At 44.4% G+C, this 378-nt stretch carries 1 protein-coding gene and 1 pseudogene; both read left to right on the plus strand.

Features of this window, described 5'->3' with window-relative positions:
• Positions 1-209 (plus strand): annotated as a pseudogene (locus AB4653_RS29045) (F0F1 ATP synthase subunit B); the annotation flags it as partial.
• A gap of 11 nt (positions 210-220) precedes the next feature.
• The coding region (locus AB4653_RS29050) for a F0F1 ATP synthase subunit delta (RefSeq protein ID WP_372106099.1) at positions 221-378 on the plus strand (158 nt) is incomplete at its 3' end.

A 378-nucleotide genomic window follows, 5' to 3' on the forward strand; every position in this document is an offset into this window, starting at 1 on the left:
CCCTAGCTCACCAAGAAGGTGAGCAAGAAAAAGCACGCATCTTAGAGCAAGGTAGAGCTGAGCTAGAAGGCGAACGTCAAAAGTTACGCCGTGAACTTCAGGCGGATATGGCAGACGCTGTTATTCAAAGTGCACAGAAATTGATCAGCAAAAACCTAGATTCTGAAACGAACCGAGCGTTAGTTGATCAAATGATAAGCGAACTCTAAACGGAGGCAATATGTCAGATTACACCAATATTGCTCATCCCTACGCTAAAGCATCGTTCGACTTTGCTTTAGGTGAAAACAAGTTACAAGAGTGGCACTCAATGCTGTCCATTCTTGTGACGGTAGCGGAAGAAGAAACGATCGCTAAACAGATTTCATCAGCAGAAGG

Origin of the sequence: Vibrio sp. 10N.222.48.A3 (genome assembly GCF_041475345.1) — a bacterium.
GTDB classification, from domain to species: domain Bacteria; phylum Pseudomonadota; class Gammaproteobacteria; order Enterobacterales; family Vibrionaceae; genus Vibrio; species Vibrio tasmaniensis_A.